Annotated in this window: 19 protein-coding genes and 2 pseudogenes; 4 read left to right on the top strand and 17 right to left on the bottom strand. The window is 67.5% G+C overall.

Features of this window, described 5'->3' with window-relative positions:
• On the bottom strand, positions 1-130 hold a 130-nt coding region (locus x551_RS27995), incomplete at its 3' end, for an SURF1 family cytochrome oxidase biogenesis protein (protein ID WP_275452069.1).
• 48 nt (positions 131-178) lie between these two features.
• Here x551_RS27995 and x551_RS05430 point away from each other — a divergent pair.
• Entirely contained in the window at positions 179-391 is a 213-nt protein-coding gene (locus x551_RS05430) for a DUF2909 domain-containing protein (RefSeq protein ID WP_193373402.1), read from the top strand.
• A gap of 99 nt (positions 392-490) precedes the next feature.
• On the opposite strand, the gene x551_RS05425 is transcribed toward x551_RS05430, so the two are convergent.
• From x551_RS05425 to x551_RS26965, 9 genes are all read right to left on the bottom strand, one after another.
• Positions 491-1372, bottom strand: a complete 882-nt coding sequence (locus x551_RS05425) for a cytochrome c oxidase subunit 3 (RefSeq protein WP_011830753.1) — start codon at positions 1370-1372, stop codon at positions 491-493.
• A gap of 119 nt (positions 1373-1491) precedes the next feature.
• The gene (locus tag x551_RS05420; protein WP_049820915.1) at positions 1492-1677 is read right to left on the bottom strand and encodes a DUF2970 domain-containing protein; all 186 of its coding nucleotides are present in this window, start codon (positions 1675-1677) and stop codon (positions 1492-1494) included.
• A 62-nt stretch (positions 1678-1739) separates the two neighbouring features.
• Positions 1740-2372 (bottom strand): cytochrome c oxidase assembly protein, encoded by a 633-nt coding sequence (locus x551_RS05415; RefSeq protein ID WP_011830755.1) that lies wholly within the window; start codon positions 2370-2372, stop codon positions 1740-1742.
• 8 nt (positions 2373-2380) lie between these two features.
• Complete coding sequence (locus tag x551_RS26415; protein WP_216701302.1) at positions 2381-2491, bottom strand: cytochrome oxidase small assembly protein; 111 nt, start codon at positions 2489-2491, stop codon at positions 2381-2383.
• Between the two features lie 26 nt (positions 2492-2517).
• The gene (gene ctaD / locus x551_RS05410) at positions 2518-4137 is read right to left on the bottom strand and encodes a cytochrome c oxidase subunit I (protein ID WP_036231580.1); all 1620 of its coding nucleotides are present in this window, start codon (positions 4135-4137) and stop codon (positions 2518-2520) included.
• A 28-nt stretch (positions 4138-4165) separates the two neighbouring features.
• Positions 4166-5308: a cytochrome c oxidase subunit II gene (gene coxB / locus x551_RS05405; RefSeq protein WP_085984419.1), complete on the bottom strand. Its 1143-nt coding sequence runs from the start codon at positions 5306-5308 to the stop codon at positions 4166-4168.
• A 31-nt stretch (positions 5309-5339) separates the two neighbouring features.
• Entirely contained in the window at positions 5340-5960 is a 621-nt protein-coding gene (locus x551_RS05400) for a DUF2244 domain-containing protein (RefSeq protein ID WP_081771223.1), read from the bottom strand.
• Positions 5961-6060: 100 nt separating this feature from the next.
• The gene (locus tag x551_RS05395) at positions 6061-6747 is read right to left on the bottom strand and encodes a biotin synthase (protein WP_231497595.1); all 687 of its coding nucleotides are present in this window, start codon (positions 6745-6747) and stop codon (positions 6061-6063) included.
• Positions 6638-6991, bottom strand: a complete 354-nt coding sequence (locus x551_RS26965; protein ID WP_253950302.1) for a hypothetical protein — start codon at positions 6989-6991, stop codon at positions 6638-6640. Before x551_RS26965 ends, x551_RS05395 begins: the two co-directional genes overlap by 110 nt.
• 27 nt (positions 6992-7018) lie before the next feature.
• Here x551_RS26965 and x551_RS05390 point away from each other — a divergent pair, with 27 nt between their 5' ends.
• Together x551_RS05390 and x551_RS05385 are read left to right on the top strand one after the other, a co-directional pair.
• The gene (locus x551_RS05390) at positions 7019-7762 is read left to right on the top strand and encodes a double zinc ribbon domain-containing protein (RefSeq protein WP_231497594.1); all 744 of its coding nucleotides are present in this window, start codon (positions 7019-7021) and stop codon (positions 7760-7762) included.
• A gap of 45 nt (positions 7763-7807) precedes the next feature.
• Positions 7808-8293: a tRNA (cytidine(34)-2'-O)-methyltransferase gene (locus tag x551_RS05385; RefSeq protein WP_011830761.1), complete on the top strand. Its 486-nt coding sequence runs from the start codon at positions 7808-7810 to the stop codon at positions 8291-8293.
• A gap of 4 nt (positions 8294-8297) precedes the next feature.
• Here x551_RS05385 and x551_RS28120 read toward each other — a convergent pair whose 3' ends face one another.
• Entirely contained in the window at positions 8298-11927 is a 3630-nt protein-coding gene (locus tag x551_RS28120; protein WP_051511859.1) for a response regulator, read from the bottom strand.
• Positions 11928-12220: 293 nt separating this feature from the next.
• Positions 12221-12436 (bottom strand): annotated as a pseudogene (locus tag x551_RS28115) (Hpt domain-containing protein); the annotation flags it as partial.
• A 1950-nt stretch (positions 12437-14386) separates the two neighbouring features.
• Between x551_RS28115 and x551_RS28110 the strand changes: the two are divergent.
• Entirely contained in the window at positions 14387-14593 is a 207-nt protein-coding gene (locus x551_RS28110) for a hypothetical protein (protein ID WP_173402795.1), read from the top strand.
• 39 nt (positions 14594-14632) lie between these two features.
• Here x551_RS28110 and x551_RS05375 read toward each other — a convergent pair.
• From x551_RS05375 to x551_RS05355, 5 genes and pseudogenes are all read right to left on the bottom strand, one after another.
• Positions 14633-16959, bottom strand: a pseudogene (locus tag x551_RS05375) (methyl-accepting chemotaxis protein).
• 61 nt (positions 16960-17020) lie between these two features.
• Positions 17021-17545: a chemotaxis protein CheW gene (locus x551_RS05370; RefSeq protein ID WP_011830764.1), complete on the bottom strand. Its 525-nt coding sequence runs from the start codon at positions 17543-17545 to the stop codon at positions 17021-17023.
• A 39-nt stretch (positions 17546-17584) separates the two neighbouring features.
• Positions 17585-17950 (bottom strand): response regulator, encoded by a 366-nt coding sequence (locus x551_RS05365; protein WP_011830765.1) that lies wholly within the window; start codon positions 17948-17950, stop codon positions 17585-17587.
• 66 nt (positions 17951-18016) lie between these two features.
• Entirely contained in the window at positions 18017-18382 is a 366-nt protein-coding gene (locus x551_RS05360) for a response regulator (protein WP_036231590.1), read from the bottom strand.
• 86 nt (positions 18383-18468) lie between these two features.
• Positions 18469-18621, bottom strand: a complete 153-nt coding sequence (locus x551_RS05355; protein ID WP_011830767.1) for a rubredoxin — start codon at positions 18619-18621, stop codon at positions 18469-18471.
• Positions 18622-18665 lie beyond the last annotated feature (44 nt).

Raw genomic sequence — 18665 nt, 5'->3', positions numbered from 1 at the left:
TGTCGAGGCTCGCCTGCAGCGCCTCCTTCTCGGCCGCACGCGACAGCTGCCACGCACCGAGACGTGCCGTCAACGCCACGCCGGCGACGGCGGCCAGCAGCACGATCCAGCGGCGCGCCGCCGGGCTCACCGCACCGCCCCGGGCCGGATGCCATACAGTGGCCGGATGAAATGGATCGTGATCCTGGCCTTCGTCGCCATCCTGCTCGCCCTGGCTGCGGCCGGCCGCGCACTGCTCAAGGACGGCCGTGACGGCGCCCCCAAGACAGACCGCATGCTGCATGCGCTCGCTTGGCGGATCGGGCTGTCGGTGGCCTTGTTCGTGTTCATCCTCGTTGCCTACCGGTTTGGCTGGATCCAGCCGACCGGCCTGCCCTTGTCGCCGCGCTGATCCGGTAAAAGGAAAAGAGCGCCTGTGGCGCTCTTTTCACCTCGTCGCTCGGCGCCCTCCGCCCAGCCTCGGGCATGGCGGGCAGCGCCAGGCAATCGCTCACATCCAGTAGACGACCACGTACAGGCCCAGCCACACCACGTCGACGAAGTGCCAGTACCACGCAGCGCCCTCGAAACCGAAATGACGCTCCGGTGTGAAGTGCCCCTTCATCAGCCGGATCGTGATGAACAGCAACATCAGCATGCCGACGAACACGTGGAAGCCGTGGAAGCCGGTCAGCATGAAGAAGGTCGACCCGAACACACCGCTGCTGAGCTTGAGGTTCAGCTCGGTGTAGGCGTGGTGGTATTCATAGCCCTGGACGAACAGGAAGGTCAGACCCAGCAACACGGTCAGCCACATGAAGGCGATGGTCTTGCCGCGGTGGTTCTCGCGCAGGGCATGGTGAGCAATGGTCAGCGTCACGCCCGAGGTGAGCAGCAGCGCGGTGTTGATCGTCGGCAGCCAAAACGGGCCCATCGTCGTGAAGGGCTCGACGATACCGGCCGGCGAGGCCGTGGCGCCAGCGGCGACGCTCGGCCACACCGCCTTGAAGTCAGGCCACAGCAGTGCATTCTCGAGGTCCCCCAGGTTGGGCACCGAATGCACGCGCGTCCAGTACAGCGCGCCGAAGAAGGCCGCGAAGAACATCACTTCCGAGAAGATGAACCAGCTCATGCTCCAGCGGAAGGACACGTCGATGCGATCGCTGTACTGTCCACCTTCGCTCTCGCCGATGGCCTGGCGGAACCACTGCTGCAGCACGAAGGCCCACCACAGCAGCCCGAACAGCAGCACGTAGGCGCCCCAGCCATGGCCGTTGACCCACTGGCCGGCGCCGAAGATCACGAACAACAGGCCGATGGCGGCCATGATCGGGTGCCGCGAGGGCCCCGGCACGAAGTAGTAGGGCGTCTGCCCGTGGGTTGCTGCCGACATGTTTTCTCCTCAGAACTCTTGCCTGTCTTGCTGGCCTGACTCGATCCGGGCCGCCTGCCGGCGGACCGCGTCGATCAGTCCCATTCTCGTCTGCATGACCATCTTTCCGACCCGCCCGCTCAGGCCGCGACACCGCTGCCGATGACCCAGCGCACCAGCACCAGCAGCGCGCCGATGAACAGCAGCACCCCGGCGACCCCGGCGATCACGACGTGCAGCGGATTGATCTCGTTCACGTCACGCTCGTATTCGGACGACTTGCGGACGCCGAAGAACGACCACGCCACGGCCCGCGCCGTGCGCATGAACGAGCCCTTGCGACGCGAAGCCTGCCGCAGCGTCGCCCCCGCGTCGCCTTGCGAGCCGCTCAAAGCGCCGCCCCCGCCTTCAAGGCCGCCACGGGGCCGGTCGGAGCCGCAGGCGTCTTGCCGCCCACCTCGAAGAAGGTGTAGCTGAGCGTGATCGTGCGCACGTCCTTCGGCAGCTTCGGGTCGATGTAGAACACGACCGGCCACTGCTTGGATTCCCCCGGCTGCAACTGGTACTCGTTGAAGCAGAAGCATTCCAGCTTGTTGAAGTGCGACATCGCCTGCTTGGGGGCGTAACTCGGGATCGCCTGCGCCGCCATGGCGCGGTTCTGGACGTTGCGGAACTCGTACATCACCGTCGTCAGCTCGCCCGGATGAACCTCCAGCGAGCGCACCGCCGGCTTGAAGTCCCAGGGACCGCGCGCATTGGCATCGAACTCGACCGTGATGCTGCGGCTGAGGTCCACCTGCGTGTTGGCGGGCTTCACCGCGCCCGTACCGTTGACCGTGCGCTCCGACAGCGACAGCACGTTGATGCCGAGCGCCTCGCAGATGTGCTTGTAGATCGGCACCAATCCATAGCCGAAGCCGAACATCACCAGCACGACGACCGAAAGCTTGAACAGCATGTGCCGGTTGTCGCCGCCCAGACGGCGGTCGCTGCGGGCGGCGGCGCGATCGGGGGTCGCCATGGCGATGCTCAGTGGTGAAGGAACGTGATCTTGACCACGAAGCCCGCCAGGAACGCGAACGCGACCGACGCCAGGATCAGCGCGAGGCGCAGGTTGCGCTTGCGTTGCTCGGGGGTGATCGCCATCGCGTGCTCCCGCCCAGCCGTCAGCCGATGATCTTGGTGGCCGACGCGTTGAGCTTGGGCGGCGTCTCGAACGTGTGGAAGGGAGCCGGCGACGGCACTTCCCACTCCAGGCCCTCGGCGGCCTCCCAGGGCTTCTGCGGCGCCGGCTCACCCTTGCCTCGCATCGCCGGGATGACGATGAAGAACAGGAAGTAGACCTGCATCAGCCCGAAGCCGAAGGCGCCGACGGTCGCGAGCGCATTGAAGTCGGCGAACTGCATCGGGTAGTCGGCGTAGCGACGCGGCATGCCCGCCAGCCCGAGGAAATGCATCGGGAAGAAGGTGACGTTGAAGAAGATCAGCGAGCCCCAGAAATGGATCTTGCCGCGCGTCTCCGAGTACATCACCCCGGTCCACTTCGGGCTCCAGTAATAGTAGCCGGCGAACATCGCGTACAGCGAGCCGGCCACCAGCACGTAGTGGAAGTGGGCCACGACGTAGTAGGTGTCCTGCAGCTGGATGTCCACCGGCGCCACGGCGAGGATCAGGCCGGTGAAGCCGCCCATCGTGAACACGAAAATGAAGCCCACCGCGAACAGCATCGGCGTCTCGAAGGTCATCGAGCCGCGCCACATGGTGGCGATCCAGTTGAACACCTTCACCCCGGTGGGGATGGCGATCAGCATCGTCGCGTACATGAAGAACAGCTGCCCCGTCACCGGCATGCCGGTGGTGAACATGTGGTGCGCCCAGACGATGAACGACAGGATCGCGATCGATGAAGTGGCGTACACCATCGAGGTGTAGCCGAACAGGCGCTTGCGGGCGAAGGCCGGGATGATGGCGCTCACGATGCCGAACGCCGGCAGGATCATGATGTAGACCTCAGGGTGGCCGAAGAACCAGAAGATGTGCTGGTACATCACCGGGTCGCCGCCGCCAGCGGGGTTGAAGAAGCTCGTACCGAAGTGGCGATCGGTCAGCGTCATCGTGATCGCGCCAGCCAGCACTGGCATCACCGCGATCAGCAGGTAGGCGGTGATCAGCCACGTCCAGCAGAACAGCGGCATCTTCATCAGCGTCATGCCGGGCGCGCGCATGTTGAGGATGGTGACGATGATGTTGATCGAGCCCATGATCGAGCTCGCGCCCATGATGTGCATCGCGAAGATGCCGGCATCCATCGACGGGCCCATCTGCAGCGTCAGCGGTGCATAGAGCGTCCAGCCGGCGGCCGGGGCGCCGCCCGGCATGAAGAACGAGCCGACCAGCATCAGCGCGGCCGGGATCAGCAGCCAGAAGCTGAAGTTGTTCATCCGCGCGAAGGCCATGTCGGCCGCGCCGACCTGCAGCGGGATCATCCAGTTCGCGAAGCCCACGAAGGCCGGCATGATGGCGCCGAACACCATGATCAGGCCGTGCATCGTGGTGAGCTGGTTGAACAGCTCCGGATTCACCACCTGCAGACCGGGCTGGAACAGCTCGGCACGGATGCCGAGCGCCAGCACGCCGCCGATCATCAGCATGGTCAGCGAGAACAGCAGGTACAGCGTTCCGATGTCCTTGTGGTTGGTAGCGAACAGCCAACGCCGCCAGCCGTGGGGATGCTCGTGCGCGTGGTCGTGCGCGTGGTCGCCGTGATGATCAAGAACTGCACTCATGGGGCTATCCTCTTTCCGAAACCGGGGCTTACTTGCGAGCGGCGAGCACGTCGGCCGGCTGCACGATCTGACCGGTCGCGTTCGACCAGTGGTTCTTGGTGTAGGTGATGACGGCGGCGATCTCCGTGTCCGACAGGTGCTTCCAGGCCGGCATCGCACCATTGTTCTGGCCATTGAGCAGGATCGCGATCTGCTTGGTCTTGTCGGCATCGAGCACCACGGCGGCACCGTCGATCGGCTTGATCGCGCCCGCGCCCTTGCCGCTCGCCTGGTGGCAGGCAGCGCAGTTGGCAGCGTAGACCTTCTCGCCGCGGGCCACGAGTTCGGGCAGTTCCCAGACCTTGGCCGGATCGTCGGCTTTGGCGGCCAGCTTCTTCTTCTCGCCTTCCACCCACACCGCGTAGTCGGCCTGCGACAGCACCTTCACGTGGATCGGCATGTAGGCGTGCTCCTTGCCGCAAAGTTCGGCGCACTGGCCGTAGAAGTCACCGGTCTTCTCGGCGCGGAACCAGGTGTCGCGCACGAAGCCGGGGATCGCATCCTGCTTGATGCCGAAGGCCGGCACCATGAAGGCGTGGATCACGTCGTTGGCAGTGGTGATGATGCGCACCTTCTTGTCGACAGGCACCACCAGCGGGTTGTCGACCTTGAGCAGGTAGTCGTCGGTCGGTTCGGGCTTGCCGCTGTCCGACATCAGGCGATGCGAGGTATCGAGCGTGGAGACGAAGGCGATCCCCTCACCCTCACCCTTGAGGTAGTCGTAGCCCCACTTCCACTGGTAGCCGGTGGCCTTGATGGTCAGGTCGGCGTTGGTGGTGTCCTTCATCGCGACCACGACCTTGGTGGCGGGCAGCGCCATCAGGATCACGATGAAGAACGGCACGACGGTCCAGATGATCTCGACCGTGGTCGATTCGTGGAAGTTGGCCGGCTTCGCCCCCTTGGAGCGACGGTGCTTGAAGATCGAATAGAACATGACGCCGAACACGGCGACGAAGATGACCATGCAGATCACGAGCATGAAGTAGTGCAGCCATTGCTGTTCAGCCGCAATGCGCGTCACCGGCGGGTGCAGGTCGAGCTGATTCACGGCCGGACCGCCCGGCAGGTCGTTGACGGCCAGAGCCGCCGTCGTGTACAGCGTGGCCGCCAGTCCAAGACCGGTCGCCATGGCCTGCCGTCGGAGGGCGCTCGCGGCGTTGCTAAGGGCGTTGATCGTCTTCATCGTGCTCACTTCCAAACAAAACCGTCTCAGGCAGTGTCGCTCGCGACGCCCGCCGGCCACCACCCCCCGGCATCTGCCGCAGGGCCGTGCGAAATTCTTCGGCCAGCGCCCGCCGCAGTTCGGGCCGCACATAGCGCCCGACCGCGATCACCCGGCCCTGTCCCGACAACTCGATCAATGACCGGTCATCGTCCCGCGGTTCCACCCGCACCCAGTCCGGAACGAACTCGGCACGCTCGATGCGCCCTCCGTTGAGATGCTCCACGACCAGACGCCCCGGCAACAGAGTGATGAGTTCCCGGTCAGCGGCATGCCTGGCATACACCAGCAAGGCCAGACCGACCAGAAACAACTCCACCCACGCGAACGGCATCACCAGCGTGGCGCCGCCCAACCAGAAGCATGTCGCGATTCCCAACGAGATCACGCACAGCGATGCATAAACCGACAGCAACTGCGCGGGCGAGAAGGAGCAATTGCGCTTGAGGCTCCATTCCACCGACACCGCGGCGCCGCCGCGGGATTCGGCCGGAGCAGCATGGACCTGACCGAATTTCAGGTGTGCCTCGGGCCGGTCCGGTGCGAAAGGCGCTGACATGCTGCTACCGATCCTGATCACCTACCGTGTGGGAAGCTCGGGAGACCATACCCCCGCACTTCACACCGGCGCGCAGTTTATCCCAGCGCCCGACACAGCCTCAAGCATCACTTGCCGATTTGCCGCCGGCACGCGCGAGACTGCGCAAGGTCTCAGCCGAGATACGCGTCTCCGCGGCGATCCGGACACGCGGCAACGGTCGAAATGCGTGGCCGTAGACGATCTCGAAGCTCAGCTGCAGTCGCCCATCCGGTCCGGTGAGTACCGATTCGAGTTCCGCCAGCAACCGGGTCCGCCAGCGCGGCGTGCGCAGGCCCGCGTGGCGCTGTGCCGCGGCATTGCCGCCGAGCGTTCGCAGTTCCGCCAGCGCCGTCGAGGCATCGGCCCAGGTCAGCGTCAGCGGCTCCATGTCCATCACCGGATCGGCGAAGCCGGCACGCACCATCGCATCGCCCAGATCGTGCATGTCGATGAAGGCGTGGCCAGCGTCGGGCCAACCCAGTCGCCGGTACAGACCGCGCAGTTCGCGCAGGGTGTCCGGGCCGAAGCACGAGAACATCACGAAGCCATCGACGGCCAAGGCTTCGCGCCATCGCTCGAACAGCCGCACAGGGTCGGCAGCCCAGTGCAGCATCATGTTGGACCACAGGAGCTGAGCCCGCGCATCGCTGGGAGCCTCATGCTCGGTCCAGACCGGCATCGTCGGCTGCATCCAGCGCTTCGGCGGCCACCACGGTCGGCGCGCGGTGCGCGCACTGCGCTGCGTCAGTCCTTCGTTCGGCTCCACCGCCTCGATGCGTGCCCGCGGGTACTGCGCGCGCAGGGCGGACGCCCCCCCCCTGCGCCGACCACCAGTCGATCACCACGGCCGGGGTCGCCTTCACGATGGACAGCCGCTCGGCCATGCGGCGCGCAATTTCACCATGCAGCCAGGGTGCCGAGGACATGCGTGCCGCGCGCCGCAGGTACGCCTGCACCGCAGCCGGCTGCGGGCCGGGCGTCGAAGCGGCAGGCTGGGGAGTGGAGTCCATGGGACGCGGCAGTATATTGAGTCGACCATGCTCGCTGGCGCCACTTCACCACGAGAGTTGATCCGCGCGGGTCGCGCGATGTTCGACCGCTGGCCGAACCGCTGCGCGGTCTGCCATGCGGGCACGCGGGGCGCGGCGGCGCGCATCTGCGATGACTGCCTGACGCGGTTCGCACCGAACGTGCCACGCTGCGAACGCTGTGCCTTGCAGCGCCCCGACGGCGTGACCGTCTGCGGCAGCTGCCTGCGAAACCCGCCTCCCTGGTCGCGGGCCGTCGTGGCCTGCGACTACGCCTACCCGTGGGATGGCCTGCTGAACGCGCTCAAGTTCCACGATGCGATCGACCTGGCCGCGCCACTGGCGCAACGCCTGGCGCTCGCCTTGCAGCGGCGCACACCGTCGCCGCCAGTCGAGTTGCTGTTGCCGGTGCCGCTGGCCGCTGCGCGCCTGCGCGAGCGCGGCTACAACCAGGCGGCGTTGCTGGGCCGGCAGCTGGCGCGCCGACTGGACCTCCGCACCGAACCGCAGTGGCTGCTGCGTACGAGCGACACACCGCACCAGACAGCACTCCCTCGCGCGGCGCGCCTCACCAACCTGCGCGGCGCGTTTGCCGTCGAACCGTTGGCCCTGGCGGCGCTGCGTGACCGCCACGTCGCGCTGGTCGATGACGTGATGACGACCGGCGCGACCGCTGCAGAACTCACACGCGTGCTGTACGCGGCCGGCGCGGCCTCGGTCCAGGTCTGGGTGGTGGCACGCACACCGGACTGAGCCGGACGCAGCGCCGACAATGCATCTGCCCTCTCCCCATTCGCCATGTTCCATATCGTCCTCGTCGAACCCGAGATCCCACCGAACACCGGCAACGTGATCCGGCTCGCGGCCAACACCGGCTGCACGCTGCACCTGGTGGAGCCGCTGGGCTTCTCGATGGAAGACAAGCTGCTGCAACGCGCCGGACTCGATTACCACGAGCACGCCGCGGTACGACGCCACGCGAGCTGGGAGGCACTGCTTGTGGCGGAGCAACCCGATCCTCAGCGGCTGTTCGCCTTCACGACCCGGGGCAGCCGACCGCTGACCGAAGTGCCGTGGCAGGCTGGCGATTGGCTGGTGTTCGGCTGCGAGACCCGCGGGCTCGACCCGACGCTGCGCGACCGCTTCCCGGCCGCGCAGCGCGTGCGGCTGCCGATGCGCGCCGGCCAGCGCAGCCTCAATCTGTCGAACGCGGTGGCCGTGGCGGTGTTCGAGGCCTGGCGCCAGCAGGACTTTGCCGGCGCCTCGGGGGCGCCGGCAGGTTGAGCCTTCAGGCCTCTGCCAGCGGCATCGTGCAATAGCGGCCGATCAACGCCAGCAGCTCTTCCTCGCTGTAGGGCTTGCCCAGGTAGTGATTCACACCGAGCTGCGATGCGTAATCGCGGTGCTTTTGGGCGATACGCGAAGTGATCATGATGACCGGCAGCGCCGCGAGCTGGGCATCGGCGCGGATGTTGCGCACCAGGTCGAAGCCATCCATCCGTGGCATCTCGATGTCGGACAACACCACCGACGGGCGCTCTTCCGCCAGGCGCTCGAGCGCTTCGAGGCCGTCCTTCGCCAGCAACACACGGTAGCCTTCGCGCACCAGCAGGCGCTGCGTGACGCGCCGCACCGTGAGCGAATCGTCGACCACCAGCACCAGCGGCGCCGCCTTCGCGGCCGGTGCGGTGGCCTCGGTCAGGTCCGGCACATCGCTCGCCTCGTGCGACGCCATTGCCTGGCGTGCCACGTCACCGTACACCGTGGCGAGCGCCACCGGGTTGTAGATCAACGACACCACGCCGGACGCGAGCAGCGTCATGCCCGCCAGCCCTGGCAGGCGCGACAGTTGCGGGCCGAGGTTCTTGACCACGACTTCCTGATTGCCCAGCACCTCGTCGACGTGCAACGCAACGCGCTGCTGCGCCGAACGCACGACGACGACCGGCAGCGAGCGGCCCACCAGTTCGGTGCCCCGCCGGCTGAGCTGCAGCAGCGCGCCGAGCCAGAAGAACGGCAGCGAGTGGCCGGCGTACGGGTAGCTGCCCGAGGCATAGGCCGCGGCCAACTCGTCGGTGTTGGCGCGTCGGACCAGCTCGACCAGCGTGGCCGGGATCGCCACCGTCGCATTGCCGCTGCGCAACATCACGACCTGGGTCACGGCGGTGGTGAGCGGCAGGATCAGCCTGAAACTGGCGCCCTGGCCCGCGGCGCTGGCCGTCTCGATCCGGCCGCCGACCGCGTTGACCTCGGCACGCACCACGTCCATGCCGACGCCACGGCCGGACAACTCGGTCACCTTTTCGGCCGTGGTGAAGCCAGGCGTGAAGATCAGGTTCGCGAGCTCCGCATCGCTGTGCGGCGCATGAGGGTCGATCAGTCCCATGGACGCGGCCTTGTCGCGGATCCGCGGCAGATTCAGGCCCGCGCCGTCGTCGCGGAACTCCACGCTGACTTCATTGCCCTCCTGGTGCAGCGACACGACGACGGTCCCGATCGGGTCCTTGCCGGCCGCCACGCGCTGCTCGGGTGGCTCGATGCCATGCGTGATGCAGTTGCGCAGCAGGTGCTCGAAGGCACCGGTCATGCGGTCCAGCACGCCGCGGTCGACTTCGATCGACCCACCGACAATGTCGAGCCGCACCTGCTTGCCGGTTTCCTTGGCAGCCTGGCGCACGACACGGTAGAGGCGGTCGGACAGCCCCTCGAACTCGACCATGCGCGTGCGCAGCAGGTCGTCCTGCAGGTCGCGGGTCAGGCGCGCCTGGGCGGCCAGTTCGTCCTCCGCCGTTTCCAGCGTGCGTTGCAAGGTGCGCTGCACGGTGGCCACGTCGTTGACCGACTCGGCCATCATCCGCGTCAGCTCCTGGAAGCGCGTGAAACGGTCGAACTCCAGCGGGTCGAACGACTGCGCGGCGGCCTTGGCCGCCTCCATGCGCGTGCTCATCTGCGTTTCGGCCTGCAACTCGATGTCGCGCAGCTGGCCGCGCAGGCGCTCGAGGTTGTCGGTCAGGTCGCCGAGAGAATTCTTGATCTGCCCGACCTGAGATTCCAGGCGTGCTCGGGCGATGCTCACTTCGCCCGCCTCGTTGACCATGCGATCGAGCAACTGGGTGCGCACCCGCACCGCTGCAACCGACGCCAGCGGGATGGCCTTCTCGGCCACCACTGCCATCGGCACGTCTGCCTCCTGCGCAAAGCGTGCCCAGTCGATCGCCGGCCCCGGCGGGACCGCCGACGCTTCCGCGGCAGGCTCCGGCGTTGCGAGCAATTCCTCAGCCAGGCCCGGTGGCAGCTCGATCGCGGTCGCGTCCAGCACGGCACTCTCGTCGAGCGGCGGCCAGGCGGTGGTCACCACCGGCGCTTCCGGTGTGTCGATCAGCGGCTGCACGGCCTCCTGCGCGGCCGCATAGGCCTGCGCATCGCGCTGGCACAAGGCCTCGAACGTCGCATTGAGACCGTCGGCACGGCCGAGCAGTTGATCGACCTCGTGCTCACTCGCCGCATCGCGCGCCAGCAGATGTTCGATCGCGGTCTCGAGACGGTGCGCCAGTTCGCCCAGGCGCATCGCGCCGGCGAGGCGAGCGCCGCCCTTGAGGGTGTGCAGGGTCCGCATCGCCGCCGCGGCATGCGACACCTCGTGCGGCTGCTGCGTCCAGGCTCGCAGGTGGGCCGCCAACTCGGGCAGCAGCTCCTGCGCCTCTTCCTCGAAGAACGGGAACAGGTCGGCGTCGACCGCGTCGACAGCGTCGATGTCCTCGTCGCTGTCGAGCGCTGCCATGCGAGCGGCCCGCTGCGGCTCGACGGGCAGCGGCGCCAAAGCCTTGAACTCGGCCTGCCCCAGGTCAACGATGGCTGCAGGAGCCGCCGGCGCGTCGGCGACGGGTTCGATGCCCATCACTGCGGATCCCGGCACCTCGATCGCGGCGCCGGATGCAGTGTCCTGCGGCGCATTGGCTTGCACCTCGACACGCCGCACGAGGTCGAGCTCGTGCAAGGCCAGACGATCGAGCAGCTCCGCGCTGGGCGACTTGAGGAATCCGGCGGCGAACTGGTGCAGCAGGCGGCGCACTTCATCGGCGACATCTACATACAGCTGCGCATCGGCGCTGGTCCCGCCGCCCAACGCCTGAGAATGCACCAGCGCGTGCTCGAGCTGCCGCGCCAGCAACGACAGGTCGCCGAAACCGACGGTGGCGGAACTGCCGGCCAACGAGTGCGCCAGCGAGATGGCCGACTCGCCCACCGGGCGGTGCAACTCATGCGCCCATTCGGACAGCTCGGTCCCGAGTCGACGTGACAGCTCGTCGGCCTCGTTCAGGTAGATGTTGAACAGCGGGATGCCGATCTGCAGCGGCCCGACGATCTTGACCTGCTCGCTGGTCGGCTCGCCGACGGTGGTCGCGTCGGTCGACTCATCGCGATCCTCTGCGCCCTCGACCGGCCCATCGACCGTGGGCGACAGCTCGCCCGCACGCGACGGCTCCAGGGCGACCACGATGTCGCCCGACTCGAAGGGCATGGTGTCGGAGTCCGCAACGTCGTCGAACGGAACGGCCGGGGTGCCGTCCTCCCGGGCCATCACGCCCGGCAACGGCTCGAGGGACTGCAACACTTCGGCGCTGGGCAGCAGCGGCTCGATCAGTGCCGGTGTTTCGGCGGCCGGATCGGCAACGACGTCTTCGGCCAGCTCCGGCACCTCGAGATCGAAGGTGGTGATGGACTCCAGGACCGGCGCGGCCGACGGCAACTCCTCGAGCGGCAGCGGCTCGGTCGCAGCGTGCTCGAAGGCCGGCGCGGAGTCGAGAGCCTCCAGGCCTTCGATCGTCGGCAAAGCCGTCGCGGCAATGGCAGGCGGCTCCGCCGCAGGCAAGGCATCGCCCAGGTCGAAGGTGAAGTCCAGGCCCGGGACCGGCATGGGCTCTTCGGCCTTTCGGTTGCCGAGACCGTGGGGGCCGGCAGATCGAGGTCGCTGGCCGGCGGCAGCACAAAACCGGGCGGCACCGGCAACGGCGCCGTCGGGGCCGCCGGTGCGCCGGAGACCGCCAGGTTCAGGTAACGTCCCTCGAGCCGCATGGCGTCGGCGGACTGGCGCAGTGGGGCGCTGTGCCAGCCTGCGGTGTCCCCGCGGGCGATGGCCTCGACCCAGTGGCCCAGGTGATCGAGGGCGTCGCCGGTCGTGCGCAGCAGGTCGTCACTCGCGGGCTGCTGGCTGGCCAGCAGGTCGTTGTAGAGCTGCTCACAAGCCCAGGACGCCTCGCCGAACTCGCGCAGGCCGACCATACGCGAACTGCCCTTGAAGGTGTGGAAGGACCGCCGCACCGTGGTGAGCTGCTCCACATCGCCGGGACTGTCGCTCAAGGCGGCGAGTGCCGAGCGCGCGGTGTCCAGGACCTCGCGCGCTTCCTCGAGGAAGATCTCGCGCATCTCGTCGTCGCCCTCGAGTCCGGTCTGCTGCACCGGCGCCGCTGGCGTCAACGACATCAGCGGCATACGGCTCGACACCGGTACGGCATCGAGGCCGATCGGGTCGGACGCCGTCGAGACGAACTCGGCCAGGGCACCAACCACCTGCTCTCGCACGCGGGCCTCGGTCTCGCGCTGAGCGAACGGTGCCTCGGCCCGGTCGAGCGCCGCCTGCGCGCTCGACAAGCTGGCCACCAGATCAGGCTGCGCCGCCACGTCCGGTTGCAGCGCAAGGCGCTCGAGCTCGCGCGAGACCTCGGCCAGCGGCATCGTTTCGGTGGCCGCGCTCGACAGCGTCTGCGCCTGGGCGATCAGCGACGGCTCGAGCCGCGGTGCGGCGGCGTCTTCGAGCGGCGTACTGTGTCGGCCGAGCTGCGAGCTCAGCAGACCGCTGGCGGCATCGAAGCGGAACAGCGACTTCGCCACCTGCGGCTGCACGCCCAGCAGGTCGATCATGAAGCTCAGCGCGCTGAGATTGCCGGCGAGGCGCTCGAACAGCGGCTGCTCGTGGCGCGCCTGGTCGCCCGCCGACACCAGGGTGTCGACGTCGTCGCGCATGCGCAGCACGGCGTGGGTCGCCTGGTCGAGGCCGAGCACCGACATCACGCCACGCATCGCCTGCAGCTGCGCGGGCACAGGCATCAGCACGGCCGGATCGGTCGGTGCACGGAAGAACTGGTCGATCAGTTTTTCGGATTCGGACAGCGACGCGCGCAGCTCCTGGACCACGCTACCCATCGTCTGGCGATCGGACACCCGACGGTAGAGCTCCTCCATCCAGGTCTCGAGGGGCTCGGGCGCTGCGCCTTCGAGCACTGCGTCGACGCGCTGCGCGAGGCGCTGGACGCGCTCGGCCTGCTCGGGCTGGTCGAACGCGCCGTCCTCGAGCGCGGCCTCGAGATAGAGCACGCTGGTGGCCGTCTCCATGGCCAGCGCCGGCGGCGGCACCGTGCCGGCTTGTACGGACGAGCCGACTGCACGCAACAGGGCATCACCGAGCTGGTCGCCACTCGGCACCAGCCGCTTGAGCGAGTCGGCCACCAGCGCGAACTGCTCGTTCAGGCCGGGCAGCCGGTGCATTTCGCCCCCCGCCACTGCCGACCAGGAATCCTTCGCCGTGGCGACCCGCTTGCGGGCCTGTGCGATCCAAGCTGGGTCGTAGCGGCCTAGCTGGACGGCGTTGTAGTCGGATGGCACGGCCTCGCGCGTGGCCGGGTAGGTGCTGCGCACCGCCTGCAGGCGCGGTGCCTCCCCGATGGCGGGCGCTGCAGCCTGTGTGCAGAAGAAGTGCAGGTCGCGCGCGAGCCGCTCGCCGGCCGCCAGATCACCACGCTGCTGGCTGCGCAGCTGGGCGAGCAGGCGCGAGGTCATGCGCTTGGCATAGACGTCGGGCACCAGCAACCCGACGGACTGCGCCTCGAAAAAGGCGGCCGCCAGCTGCCACAGGGTCCTGGTCTGCGACTGCTCCGAGCCGACCGCGAGCCCCGCACTCAGGTCGCTCAGGCGCTGCGTCACGTCGACGCCCGGCTTGCGCATCAGCGTGAGAACTTGCGATTCGAACTCGGCGACGATGGCCGCATCGGCACCCCGCGGCGCAACGCCGGGCTCGGCGGGCACCACGTGCCATTGCCAGTCCTGAGGCCACAGGTCGGCCGGGTGGATGCGCTCGGCGCCGGCCAGCTCCTGGACCGCGCGGTACTGCGGGAACAGCGCTACCGAGGAAACCGGCTTGCCGGCGAGTCGGCGCGCCAGGAAATCATGCAGCGCGAACGAAGCGCGCTCGATGGTCTCGACCGCCGCCAGGTCGAGCTTGTGGGGCTTGGAGATGTAGCGCTGGACTGCGGCTTCGCTGCCACGCAGCAGCGCGGCACCCGCCGGCAGACCAACCAGTTCGAGCACGCCGACGCCCTGGTGGATCTGCTGCCGCGCTGTGCGCAGCTGAGTCGGTTCGACATCGTCGAGGTCGGACTCAAACGTGGATTCGGTTTCCTTCAGCGTGCGGCGAAGCGCCTTGTGCGCGGTGTCGAGCGACTTGCGCAGTTCCTCCTGAACCCAGGCCAGGCACTGACGTCGTCGAGGGTGTCGTGTGGGCTGTCCATCCGCTGCTCGGTCCGGTGACGGGTCTGCGCTGTGCGACGAAGAAGCTGCCGCGCCGCTTCAGTCGATCTTGAACCGCGCGACCGAGGCCTTCAGCTCTTCGGCCGTGCGCGACAGTTCCCGCACCAGTTGCGCGGTCGAGCGGGTGCCATCGCCGGTCTGCTCGGTCACCGCGAAGATGTGCTGGATGTTGGCCGCCACGATGTTGGCGGACTGTGCCTCGCGAGAGGCTTCGGCCGAGATCGCCTCGATCAGCTCCGCGAGCTGGCGCGACACGCGGTCGATCTCGCCCAGTGCGGTACCGGCGTTGTCGGACAGCTTGGCGCCCTCGACGACCCCCTGCGTCGACCGCTCCATGGCCGCCACCGCGTCCTGCGTGTCGGTCTGAATGGTCTTCACCAGCGCGGCGATCTGCTTGGTCGCGTCGCCCGAGCGTTCGGCCAGCCGCTGCACTTCCTCTGCAACGACCGAGAAGCCGCGCCCCGCTTCACCAGCCGAGGCAGCCTGGATGGCGGCGTTCAGCGCCAGCACGTTGGTCTGCTCGGTGATGTCGGAGATCAGCTCGGTGATCTCGCCGATCTCCTGCGAGCTTTCACCGAGCCGCTTGATGCGCTTGGACGTGTCCTGGATCTGGTCGCGCAGCGTGTTCATGCCGCCGATCGCGTTCTGCACCGCCTGCAGGCCGGACTCGGCCGCCATCAGCGACTGCCGCGCGACCTGGGCCGACTGCGTGGCCTGCGCCGACACGTCATTGATGCGGCCGGCCATCTGCAGCACCGATTCGCCGGTCTCGCGGATCTCGCGCAGCTGTTCGTCGGAGGCCGCCAGCAGTTCGGTGGACGTCGCTTCGACCTGTGTCGTGGTCTCCGTCATCCGGGACACCGAGCCCTGCACCTGCGACACCAGGGTGCGCAGCTCTTCGACTGTGTAGTTCACCGAGTCGGCGATGGCGCCGGTGATGTCCTCGGTCACGGTGGCCTGCTGCGTCAGGTCACCTTCGGCGACCGTCTGCAGTTCATTCATCAGCCTCAGAATCGCCGCCTGGTTGGCATCGTTGACGCGCTTGGCTTCCTGTTCCTGCCGTTCCGCTTCCTCGCGCTGCAGGTTGGCGACCGCGGCGCGCTGGCGCTGGTCCTGCAGGTAGACATACAGCAGACCGGCGATGCCGGCCAGGGCCAGCAGCACCGAGACCACGATCACCAGCAGGTTGAAGGCACCCAGCCCGGTCCGACCTTGCAACTGGGCCTGAACGGCCTGGAACCCGACCCGCAACGGCTCGCTGTCGGCCAGGATCGACGACTGCGCTTCGCGTGCTGCAACCAGGCCCTGCAGATTGCCCAGGATGGAGCCGGCCAGCGTGCGCGTCTCCTCGAACTGCTTCAGCAGCGCCTGCAGGCGTTCGCGTGTCGCGGCGTCGCGGGTCCCCGGCAGCCGCAGCTCGGCGTTGCCGTCGAGCAGCCCCTGGGCGATCTCCTTGAACGAGTTCAGATCCTTGCCGAGCAGGAACACCGCCTCGGGCGACACCCCCTCGACGGTGAGGAACTCGTTGGCCGACTTGCCGATGCGCTGCGTGAGCATCACCAGCTGCCCCACGGCCGACAGTTCGGACGGCGAGGCGTCCTGCTGCAGTTTCAGCGACGACACCGTCTCGGCGATCTCCAGCAGGTCGGACGACTGCCGGTTGATGCCACGCAGCGCCTTCCCCACCTGCGTCAATGTCAGCTGCTGCGCCAGCACGGTGTTGGAGTTCTTCTCGGCCTTGTCGATCAACGGCATCAGTGGCTCGATCAGCGGTTGCACGCCAGCCGGGGCCGCACTGACCATCTCGTTGCCTCCCTGCAGTCCGCGCGACGCCATGGCCAGGACGCCGGCGCTCTCCTTCACCTCGGGGAAAGCCGCATCGTTGCCGATCAGGCCTGCGAAACCGACTTCGCGAGCCGCTGCGACTGCATGAGCACGTCGCCGGTCGCGGCCACCTGACCGGCGCTGCGATCGGCAGAGGTCAGCGCGGCAACGGTGACCACCACCAGACCAAGCAGGCCGACGAACAGCATGCCGCCCAGCACCCGTTGCTGGCTGCCGATCGACAGGCCGCCGATCAGAGGGAGCGCTGCGCCCACGGCCGCCAGGCCGCCGCTGTTCTCGACGCGCGTCTCGCTGAACCCATCGCCCAACTCCGACGGCGCCGATTCGGAAATGATCGAAGAGTCGTCGTGCAAGGCCGGCGGCGGCGACATCGCCGTCGTGTCGAGCGCGGCACTGCCGTCGTGCCCCCCGACCACGAGATCCTCGGCCATCGGATAGGCGTCGTCGAACGGCAGGTCGTCTGCAGGATCGTCCTGCGACTTGCGCTGGCCCAGATTCTTGAACTTGTTCAGAAAGCTCATAAACGCCTCTCGCTCACCTCGGTGATTCGGTCGCGGTGCCCCGGTGCGCTGTGGCCAGCGGTCACCGGGCGATCCTCAGGAATGCCTCTTCGCCAGCCAGTTCCGCCAGCACGATCTCCTGCCAGCGCCGGCCACCGGCGTCGGCATAGGTAGCACCGGCGAAGGCCGGATGGGCCGCCTCGTCGGGCACGACCCGCAACTGGTCGGCCGAGCGCAGGCCGGCCAGTCGATCGACCAGCAAGGCGCAGTTGACTTCCAGCGCCGGATTGAACGCGATCAGTCGCGACTGGGGGCCGAACTCCTGGGGCGGCGCCGCGCGCAGGCCCAGGAAGACCGCCAGATCGACCACGCCATGAAGGCGCCCCCGCAGATTGGCCACACCCAGAAACCAGGCACCGGTGTGCGGCACCGGCATCAGCGCCGTCAGCGGGAAGATCTCGCTCGCCTGCCCCAGCGGCAGCAACAGGCCCTGCCCGCCGCACTCGACAGCCAGCCAGGTGGCCGTCTCGGACTTCTGCAGTCGCGCGGCCTGCAGCCGCTCGGCGAGCCGGGTCTGCAGTTCACGCAGCGCTTCCTTCTTGGCCATGCAGTCGCGACTCGGTTGCGGTAGAGATTGACCGACGGCTCAGTCGAACGCGCGGATCTTGGCGATCAGCTCGTCGGCGTCGACCGGCTTGACCACGTAGTCGCGTGCGCCCTGCCGCATGCCCCAGACCTTGTCGGTCTCCTGATTCTTGCTGGTGCACATGATCACCGGGACATCGGTGAAGCGCACGTCCCGCGTGATGGCTCGGGTGAGCTGAAACCCGTTCTGCCCCGGCATCACGACATCCATCAGGATGAGATCGGGCTTCTCCTCGCCGAGCCGACGCATTGCCTCCTCGCCGTTCTCGGCGGTGCGCACCTGATAGCCGCGCTTGACGAGCAGTTCGGACAGGAAATGCAGTTCGGTCTTGGAATCGTCGACGAGCAGGATCTTCGCGATCGTCATGATGGTGTCCTCAAACTTGCGCGGGCAACCGGGGGCGCCACGCCTGCTGCGCCAGGCCCGGCACGATCACGCAACGCGGCGGTGCTGTTCCACCGCTCGCAGCAACTGGTCTTTGGTGAAAGGCTTGGTCAGGTAGTCCTCGGAGCCGACCATGCGGCCCCGGGCCTTGTCGAACAGGCCGTCCTTCGAGGACAGCATGATCACCGGTACGCCGGAGAACTTGGGGTTGCGCTTGATGATGGCGCAGGTCTGGTAGCCATCGAGTCGCGGCATCAGGATGTCGCAAAAGATGAGATGCGGCTGGTGATCATTGACCTTGGCCAGCGCATCGAAGCCGTCCTCGGCCAGCACGACCACGTATCCGCCCTGCTTCAGGAAGATCTCGGCGCTGCGCCGGATGGTGTTGCTGTCGTCGATGACGAGCACGCGGATGGCTTCGGCGGTTGCAGCCTCCCCGCCCTCCTGTCCTTCTTGCGTCAGCGCCTCGTTCAAAGGATGTGCTCCTCAGCGGCAGGTTGCTAGATCTGCACCATCTCGAAGTCCTCCTTGCGTGCGCCGCATTCGGGACAGGTCCAGTTCATCGGGACGTCGGCCCAGGCGGTGCCAGCAGCGAGGCCGTGCTCCGGATCCCCGGCGGCCTCGTCGTAGATCCATCCGCAGATGAGGCACATCCAGGTTTTCGATTCGCTCACGGTGTCTTGGCTGCTCACTACAA

It is taken from the genome of Methylibium sp. T29, from assembly GCF_000576205.1.
Taxonomy (GTDB): domain Bacteria; phylum Pseudomonadota; class Gammaproteobacteria; order Burkholderiales; family Burkholderiaceae_C; genus Methylibium; species Methylibium petroleiphilum.
This window is presented reverse-complemented; position numbering and strand designations above follow the sequence as displayed.

What these genes read in the sequence shown, in the direction of transcription:
- x551_RS05425 (WP_011830753.1), bottom strand. Translation starts at nt 1,372, where the DNA reads ATGTCGGCAGCAACCCACGGGCAGACGCCCTACTACTTCGTGCCGGGG.
- x551_RS05355 (WP_011830767.1), bottom strand. Translation starts at nt 18,621, where the DNA reads ATGTGCCTCATCTGCGGATGGATCTACGACGAGGCCGCCGGGGATCCG.
- ctaD (WP_036231580.1), bottom strand. Translation starts at nt 4,137, where the DNA reads ATGAGTGCAGTTCTTGATCATCACGGCGACCACGCGCACGACCACGCG.
- x551_RS05390 (WP_231497594.1), top strand. Translation starts at nt 7,019, where the DNA reads ATGCTCGCTGGCGCCACTTCACCACGAGAGTTGATCCGCGCGGGTCGC.
- coxB (WP_085984419.1), bottom strand. Translation starts at nt 5,308, where the DNA reads ATGGCGACCGGTCTTGGACTGGCGGCCACGCTGTACACGACGGCGGCT.
- x551_RS28120 (WP_051511859.1), bottom strand. Translation starts at nt 11,927, where the DNA reads ATGCCGGTCCCGGGCCTGGACTTCACCTTCGACCTGGGCGATGCCTTG.
- x551_RS05370 (WP_011830764.1), bottom strand. Translation starts at nt 17,545, where the DNA reads ATGGCCAAGAAGGAAGCGCTGCGTGAACTGCAGACCCGGCTCGCCGAG.
- x551_RS05415 (WP_011830755.1), bottom strand. Translation starts at nt 2,372, where the DNA reads ATGGCGACCCCCGATCGCGCCGCCGCCCGCAGCGACCGCCGTCTGGGC.
- x551_RS05385 (WP_011830761.1), top strand. Translation starts at nt 7,808, where the DNA reads ATGTTCCATATCGTCCTCGTCGAACCCGAGATCCCACCGAACACCGGC.
- x551_RS26965 (WP_253950302.1), bottom strand. Translation starts at nt 6,991, where the DNA reads ATGGACTCCACTCCCCAGCCTGCCGCTTCGACGCCCGGCCCGCAGCCG.
- x551_RS05420 (WP_049820915.1), bottom strand. Translation starts at nt 1,677, where the DNA reads ATGCGCACGGCGCGGGCCGTGGCGTGGTCGTTCTTCGGCGTCCGCAAG.
- x551_RS05365 (WP_011830765.1), bottom strand. Translation starts at nt 17,950, where the DNA reads ATGACGATCGCGAAGATCCTGCTCGTCGACGATTCCAAGACCGAACTG.
- x551_RS05400 (WP_081771223.1), bottom strand. Translation starts at nt 5,960, where the DNA reads ATGTCAGCGCCTTTCGCACCGGACCGGCCCGAGGCACACCTGAAATTC.